Source organism: Bacillus sp. EB106-08-02-XG196 (genome assembly GCF_013396335.1).
GTDB lineage: Bacteria > Bacillota > Bacilli > Bacillales > Cytobacillaceae > Neobacillus.
This window is the reverse complement of record NZ_JABWSY010000015.1, coordinates 165257-172829: the sequence shown is the minus strand read 5'-3', so window position 1 is coordinate 172829 and position 7573 is coordinate 165257. Positions and strand designations below refer to the sequence as shown.

The 7573-nt window shown below is 37.2% G+C and carries 4 protein-coding genes; all 4 read left to right on the top strand.

All coding sequences use genetic code 11. The features are described 5' to 3' along the window. Positions 1–612: 612 nt before the first annotated feature. The 4 genes from MLOOGBEN_RS22265 to MLOOGBEN_RS22250 all read left to right on the top strand — a co-directional run bounded on the left by MLOOGBEN_RS22265 (position 613) and on the right by MLOOGBEN_RS22250 (position 7538). Positions 613–1464: a DegV family protein gene (locus MLOOGBEN_RS22265; RefSeq protein ID WP_179160465.1), complete on the top strand. Its 852-nt coding sequence runs from the start codon at positions 613–615 to the stop codon at positions 1462–1464. 255 nt (positions 1465–1719) lie between these two features. Then, positions 1720–4497 carry a response regulator gene (locus MLOOGBEN_RS22260; RefSeq protein WP_179160464.1) on the top strand — a complete coding sequence of 926 codons (2778 nt, stop codon included), beginning with the start codon at positions 1720–1722 and terminating at the stop codon, positions 4495–4497. A 145-nt stretch (positions 4498–4642) separates the two neighbouring features. Continuing rightward, complete coding sequence (locus MLOOGBEN_RS22255; RefSeq protein WP_179160463.1) at positions 4643–5533, top strand: CheR family methyltransferase; 891 nt, start codon at positions 4643–4645, stop codon at positions 5531–5533. Further along, positions 5475–7538 (top strand): PAS domain S-box protein, encoded by a 2064-nt coding sequence (locus MLOOGBEN_RS22250; protein WP_256989216.1) that lies wholly within the window; start codon positions 5475–5477, stop codon positions 7536–7538. The genes MLOOGBEN_RS22255 and MLOOGBEN_RS22250 overlap by 59 nt, the downstream gene beginning before the upstream one ends. The last annotated feature ends 35 nt before the right edge of the window (positions 7539–7573 follow it).

Here is a 7573-nt window from a genome sequence, read left to right as displayed (position 1 = left end):
CCCGGCACGCCCGCGGAAAGCGAAGCACCTGGAGTGGAAATCAACAGGCCATTGAGCAGGCACGAATTTTTTGAAAATCGTAGGTTAGACTCTGATAAAATAAAAAATTGCCGAGAAAGATACCCTTTCTCGACAATCTGAGAAGCGTTATAATAACGCTTCAAATGATCAACAGCAGCTAATTAATTTTTCATTATAGAAAGCTCGGAATAATGGACTAGGAGAATGGTAAATTGAGAATAAGGATCTTGGATTTCACAATAATCTGAGGAGTAATGGTGGAGAAGAAAATATTTCTTACCCTTGTACCGAACTAATTGTTTTTTCAAGTAGAACACTCCTTTTTATAAACGTTTGAATATGTAAAAATAATCTGCAAGTAAAGGCTCCACCTACGCCAAATACCATGATAGCCACACATGCTATCCCCACTAATAATAGAATAATAAATCATTGTTAAGAGGCTGCTTTGTTGATGTTAAGGTTCTGTAAATCTTTTAACTTTTATTTTTCTTTTTAAGGATAGATACAGCCATTTTTCATGTATAGTAGAGTAGAATAGAAATGCAGAATGAATTGGTAATGGCTTTTATATTGGAGTGGGGGATATGGATGAGAAGAATTATTTTAACGACAGAGAGTGGTGCGGACTTACCAGAAGAATTAGCTGAAAAACATAATGTTCAAGTGGTCCCGATGCACGTAATCATGGATGGAAAGGATTACCTAGACGGTTCGTTACCTGTAACGGAGATTTATGACTATTACGAACAGACAAAGAAAATACCCTCGACAACATCCACCAATTCCCATGAATTTCTAGAATTTTTTACAAAGATCAAAAATGATAATCCTGATTGCATCATTGTACATATTGGTTATACTTCGAAGGCATCTTCTTCCTTCCAAAATGCAATCATTGCCACGGAAGATTTGAATGATATTTTTCTCATTGATGCTTTGAACGTTACAGGCGGATTAACAGCAATTGTGATGTATGGTGTTACCTTATTGGAGAATGACCCTAATATTGACCCTGAACACTTAGTAGAGCAGATCAAATCAGTGGTTCCTAAATCAAGACTAGCTTTCGTCCCCGGCAGCTTAGATTTTTTAAGAGCAGGTGGACGAGTTAGTAATCTAGCTTATCTCGGAGGGGCACTGTTGAAAATAAAGCCGCGAATTGAATTAATTGATGGAAATCTAACTTCAACAAAAAAATATCGCGGGAGTATGGATGCAGTTTCAGAAAAACTCATGCGGGATTATTTTGATCAATACGATATTGATAGAGGGCAGCTTTACTTGCTATACTCAATCGGCCTTGATGAAAGAATCAAGCAGCGGATGAGTGAAATTGCAAATGAAAATGGTTTCAATTATGTAATATGGATTCAGGCAGGAGCAATGATTTCAACTCATGCTGGACCTGGCGGTGTTGGAATTTCAGGCATAGAGGTTTAGGAAGTGACGAGAACCGGTAAGAATGGCTGATAATATAAACAAAAGTGCCAGGCATCATCCAGTATTTTGGTTGGTACCTGGCACTTGTTGCTTTCCTAAGGTTGGACCGAAAGAACCGTCCCCATGGTCCTATTGTTTCCATTGTTTCGGAAAGGAATTTAAAGTATGATAAATAGTGGGAAAATTTTCACTAGTTTATCTAATTTAGGAATCTATCAATATGATCCATTGAATACTGGTTAATTAGGAGGAGTTATGAGATTTCGAACGAAGCTTTATACGAGCATAGGATCATTGCTTTTGTTCATTACGATTATCGTTATTATGTTAATGAACATGCTTGAAGAATCGACAGTTAAAATGAACGTTGTGATTATTGATTTAAATGAGAGAATTGAAATTGCTTCCACGATTAAAGAAGAAACTTCAATCGTATCAAACGTATTGAATACGATATTGAAGGATCGTGGAGGGGAAGTCAATTCAGACTTGTTGAATGTATGGGAAAATTCGAATTCAAATTTACAAGTTGCAATTGACGCACTAGAGAAAAAGGACACCCATGAGAAATCTCAGGAACTCCTTGGTAAACTTAAAATCTTACATGAAAACCACCGAAATATGGGTCAGCTAGCGTTGACGGATAGGAAAATCAATCCTGACGCTAAACCTACTTCAACTTTTTTGACTGAATCTGAATTAATCAGTCAAAGAATGGATCAATTGGCAGAACTGCTTCATGGCTTACAAGAACAAGGGATGAAGAATGAACTCGTACGTTCCAAAGATACCTATAATTGGGCAGTTGAAAATATTTACATTTACCTCGTGATCGGCTTAATCATCGGTATAAGTTTAGCTATATGGATCATAAAAAGCACCAGTAACAACCTTAACAAGGTAACGGACGTAATGAAACAGGCAGCAGCGAGTGATTTTGATACATTGCCACGTATTGACATTACCTCAAGAGGGGAACTGAGTGAAATCGCTGTCGCCTTTAATAAAATGGCCAAAGCACTTGAGAAACATAGCAGAATCGAGAAGCAATTAATAGAAGAAGCAAAAGAGTCGAGCTGGCTGAATACAAAAATTGCTGAAATTGCAACATTGTATCCGGAAGTAGAAAATGTGCAGATGCTAGCACATATGTTAATCACAAAGCTAGTACCAATGGTGGGAGCGAGCTATGGTGTCTTCTATTTAAAGGAAGTAAACAAAAGTGATCAGTATTTAACAAGAATGTCTTCCTTTGCCTCTAAAGCCTTCGAGCAAGAACGAAAGCAATTTCGGTTAGGAGAGGGATTAATTGGGCAATGCGCACTTACAAAGCGCCCTATCCATTTAAACCAAGTTCCCGACGATTATCTGAAAATCGGTTCAGGTCTAGGAGAAGCTTCTCCTAAAACGATTATGATTTTACCAGTTTTATTTGAAGATCAAGTACTTGCGGTAATTGAGCTTGCCTCATTTGAGTCGTTAAACCCTATTCAAATAAAGCTGCTTGAAAAAGTGAATAACAATTTAGGTATTAAGATTAATAGTATTATCAACCATATGAAGGTAGAACAATTATTGCAGGAATCCCAAGCCCTGACAGAAGAACTGCAAGCGCAATCAGAGGAACTCCAAATGCAGCAAGAGGAGTTAAGGACGACAAATGAAAAACTAGAAGAAGAGTATGAAGCGTCTAAACAAAAGAACTTCGAAATACAAGAGGTCAGTGCGGCGCTTGAAGAAAAAGCACAGCAGCTGCTAGTTAGTTCTAAATATAAATCTGAGTTTCTAGCAAATATGTCCCATGAACTAAGAACGCCTTTGAATAGTTTGCTCATTCTAGCACAAATCCTTTCTGAAAATGGAGAAGGGAATCTGACATATAAACAGGAGGAATATATTAAAACCATTTACTCTTCCGGTAATGATTTATTGAATTTAATCAATGATATATTAGACTTGGCCAAAGTAGAGTCTGGTAAACTAGACGTGATATCAAAAGAGGTAGAATTGAATCAGTTGAGAGATATGATCTATCGTCAATTTTCACCGATTGCCAATAAGAAGAAAGTTCATTTTTCAATCGTATTGGACAAAGCATTGCCAGTAACGTTCTTTACGGATGAACAACGACTGCAGCAAATCTTAAAAAATCTTCTAGCCAATGCGTTTAAATTTACGGAAAGTGGCAGTGTCTCATTACAAATTCGGAGTGTAATGAAAAACATCACCGGTAATAGAGGGGAAGAACAACAACTTGATCAAATGTTTGCTTTTTCCGTAATAGATACGGGAATTGGAATTGAGAAAGAAAAACAAGAGACGATTTTTGATGCATTCAAACAAGCAGACGGGACGACAAGCAGAAAATATGGCGGTACAGGTTTAGGTCTTTCAATTTGCAGGGAACTTGCTCAGTTATTGGGCGGATTTATAGAAGTTTCAAGTGAAATTAGGAATGGAAGTACATTTACACTATATTTGCCAAACACACAAATGAATAGCAAAATAGGAAAAATATCTTCGGCACAAACGGAAGCTGCCGTCAGTTTGGAAGAAAACTATTTAGTGAATACGAAGAATGATCAAGTTCTAAAGAAAGAGCCAATGATCACACATGGGAAATCGGTCCTGAAAAATAAGAAAGTTCTTATCGTCGATGATGATATACGAAATGTATATGCCTTAACGATTGCGCTTGAAAATCATGATATGGATATTTTGGTTGCCGAAAATGGCAGGGAAGCGTTGGAAGTTTTAAAGGCCCATCCTAATACCGACCTGATTTTAATGGATATTATGATGCCAGAGATGGATGGGTTTGAAGCAATTCAACATATTCGTAAGATAAGCATATTTGAAACGATTCCGATCATCGCCCTTACAGCAAAGGCGATGAAGCACAGCAGAGAAGAATGCCTGGAGGCAGGAGCTACCGATTATATCAGTAAGCCATTGAACTTAGACCAGCTGTTCTCGTTAATGCAAGTTTGGCTGTTCACGAAGGAGCTCGAATCTGTTAAAGAAAAATCATAACAATATATTGATGCCATGCATGTCTTCACAGCTTTATATCAAAAAAAGAATGAATGTAATATGACAACGATAGAAGGAAAGATTTTGAAAAGATATGGACTTTCAATTATAAAAATCACGTAAAGGAGGTGGATCCTGGTAACAAATGTCACATTTTTTGTTACCGGGGTTAGAAATCGCACAGAAAACTAAGCATGAATCTAATAATCTAGTACAGGCTGAAGAAATTGAGAGGATTGAAATTGAATTATTACTAGAGGCTATGTTTCGATATTATGGGTATGATTTTAGAAATTATGCCCTTCCTTTCATCCAAAGGAGGATTAACCATCGCGTTCAAATTGAGAGACTATCAAGTATATCAGCCCTGCAGGAAAAAATCCTTCGTGAACCAAGTGTGATGGCGAAGTTACTTTCCGATTTTTCAATTAATGTTACGGAGATGTTTCGGGATCCATCCTTTTTCAAGAGTATTCGGACAAAAGTTGTTCCTTTATTAAAGAATCAGCCTTCTATTAAAATCTGGCATGTTGGCTGTTCTTCTGGTGAGGAAGTATATTCAATGGCGATTCTCCTTCATGAAGAAGGGATCTATGATAAAACAAGAATCTATGCAACCGATATCAATAAGAATATTCTCGAAAAAGCAAAACAGGGTACCTTTCCGTTAGAAGGAATGAAGCTCTTTACCAAAAACTATTTTGAAGCAGGTGGGAAACAGTCCTTTTCTGAATATTATAAAGCCATTGACGATAAAGTTTGTTTCCACCCATTTCTTAAGAAAAATTTGATCTTTGCTCAGCATAATGTGGTATCAGACCATTCTTTTAACGAGTTTGATATGATTATATGCCGAAATGTTCTCATCTATTTTAATAAGAATCTTCAAAATGATGTTCATCAATTAATATATGAAAGCCTTAGTGCCTCAGGGTTTCTTGGCTTAGGAAAAAGAGAGGGGGTTAAATTCACACGTCATGAAAACAAATACGGAGAATTTGATGGAACCGAAAGAATCTATCAAAAAGTTAAATAATACGAATGCTCAAAAAGTGAATATTTTAATGGTGGATGATCATCCAGAAAACCTTCTGGCACTAGAAGCAGTGCTCACTTCACCAAACTACAATCTGATTAGCGCCCATTCTGGAAAAGAAGCGTTAAAATGCATGCTGCAACATGATTTTGCAGTAATTTTACTAGACGTACAAATGCCGGGACTTAATGGATTTGAAACTGCCGAGCTTATAAAGGCCAGAGAGAAAACAAAAAATATCCCTATTATTTTTATTACAGCGATTAGTCAAGATATGGAACATGTTCATCAAGGATACTCTGTAGGTGCGATCGATTATATTTTTAAACCCTTTCAGCCAGAAACATTGAAAAAGAAAATTGAACAGTTTGTCAAAATCCACCAAAATCATCAAGAAACGATCATCCAAACAGATCTAGGACATTTACTTGAGCTGAATAAAGTCAACAAAAGGCTGGATAGAACCACTCTAAATTTACGTCGGACAGAAGCATTATCAAGAGCTATTAGTGAAACGATAACCGATACCATTGTCACTTTCGATAAACAAGGTTGTATTCTTACTGTGAATCCGGCCGTCATTACTATGTTTGGCTACCACCCAATGGAATTGGTGGAAAAAAACGTTCAGAAGCTTTTTCCTAAATGGGAGGAGGAAGTGTTAGGTGACTCAACCTTATTCCTTTCTATGATTAGACAATCGGTAGGAATGATTATTGAAGTCGTTGCTTGTAAAAAGGATAAAAGCTGCTTCTATGGTGATCTGTTAATTGCTTCAACCATGATCGAAGACGAACAGATTTTTGTTTGTACCATACGTGATGTAACAGAAAGAAAGCAAATAGAAGAAGTGAAAAGACAGAGATTTCATAATTTGGAACATATCGTTGAAGAGCGGACACTTGATCTGACCAGATCGAATGAGAAACTGCAAAAAGAGATTGAGGAACGAAAAAAGATTACCGATCATCTGTTCCGTTCCCAAGAAAGGTTTCGAAAAATCTTTGAATCGAGCCCCTTATTAAAGGCGATTTTATCTCAGAAGGATCTGACATTTATCGACATCAATGCAAGCTGGACAAAATCCACCGGTTATAACTGTGACGAGTTGATCCAACAAAAAATTAATAGTCAGCATTTTATCGATGAAGCAACAGGGAAGTCTATTGATTTAAATAAAAAGATTCTAAACAAGAAAATCAGATATGAGACGAAAAACGGGGAAGTCCGCTCAGGATTATTATCCACGGAGATGATTGATATCGATTCCGAACCATGTACGCTCGTCGTATTGAATGATATTACAGAAAGGGTCCATCTCGAGAATGAAATGTACCGCCTAGACCGATTAAATTTAATCGGTGAGATGGCAGCTGGTATTGCCCATGAGATCAGGAACCCCATGACAACCGTTCAAGGATTTTTACAATTAACAAGGAATAAAGTCGATAAATTATCACCTGATATCATCGATTTAATGTTAGAAGAATTGAACCGAGCAAACTCGATTATCACAGAATTTTTGAATCTAGCAAAAAATAAAATCAGCGTCAAAAGGAATCAAAACTTGAACATTATTATTGAAGCTTTATCTCCGCTAATTCAAGCGGAAGCCTTACGTTCGAATAAACAGCTTATGCTTGAATTAGGAGAATGTCCTGACATTTCGCTGGACGAGAAAGAAATCCGCCAGCTCATCTTGAATATAGCTTTAAATGGATTGGATGCCATGACTTCTAATGGGAATTTGACTATTAAAACGTATAAAGACAAAAAGACTGTGGTCCTGCAAATAAAAGATGAAGGCAAAGGAATTAGTCCGGAAGTACTGCCAAAAGTAGGGACACCATTCTTTACGACAAAGGAAACAGGAACAGGTTTGGGGTTAGCCATTTGTTACAGTGTAGCAAAACGGCATGATGCCAAAATTGAAATTGAAACGGGTGATGGAGGAACCACTTTCTCTGCTCGATTTCCGATCATTCCCAGCTTAACCAACGCGTAGGTACATTCTTTAACGGAAGAGAGGGGGAAGGATGC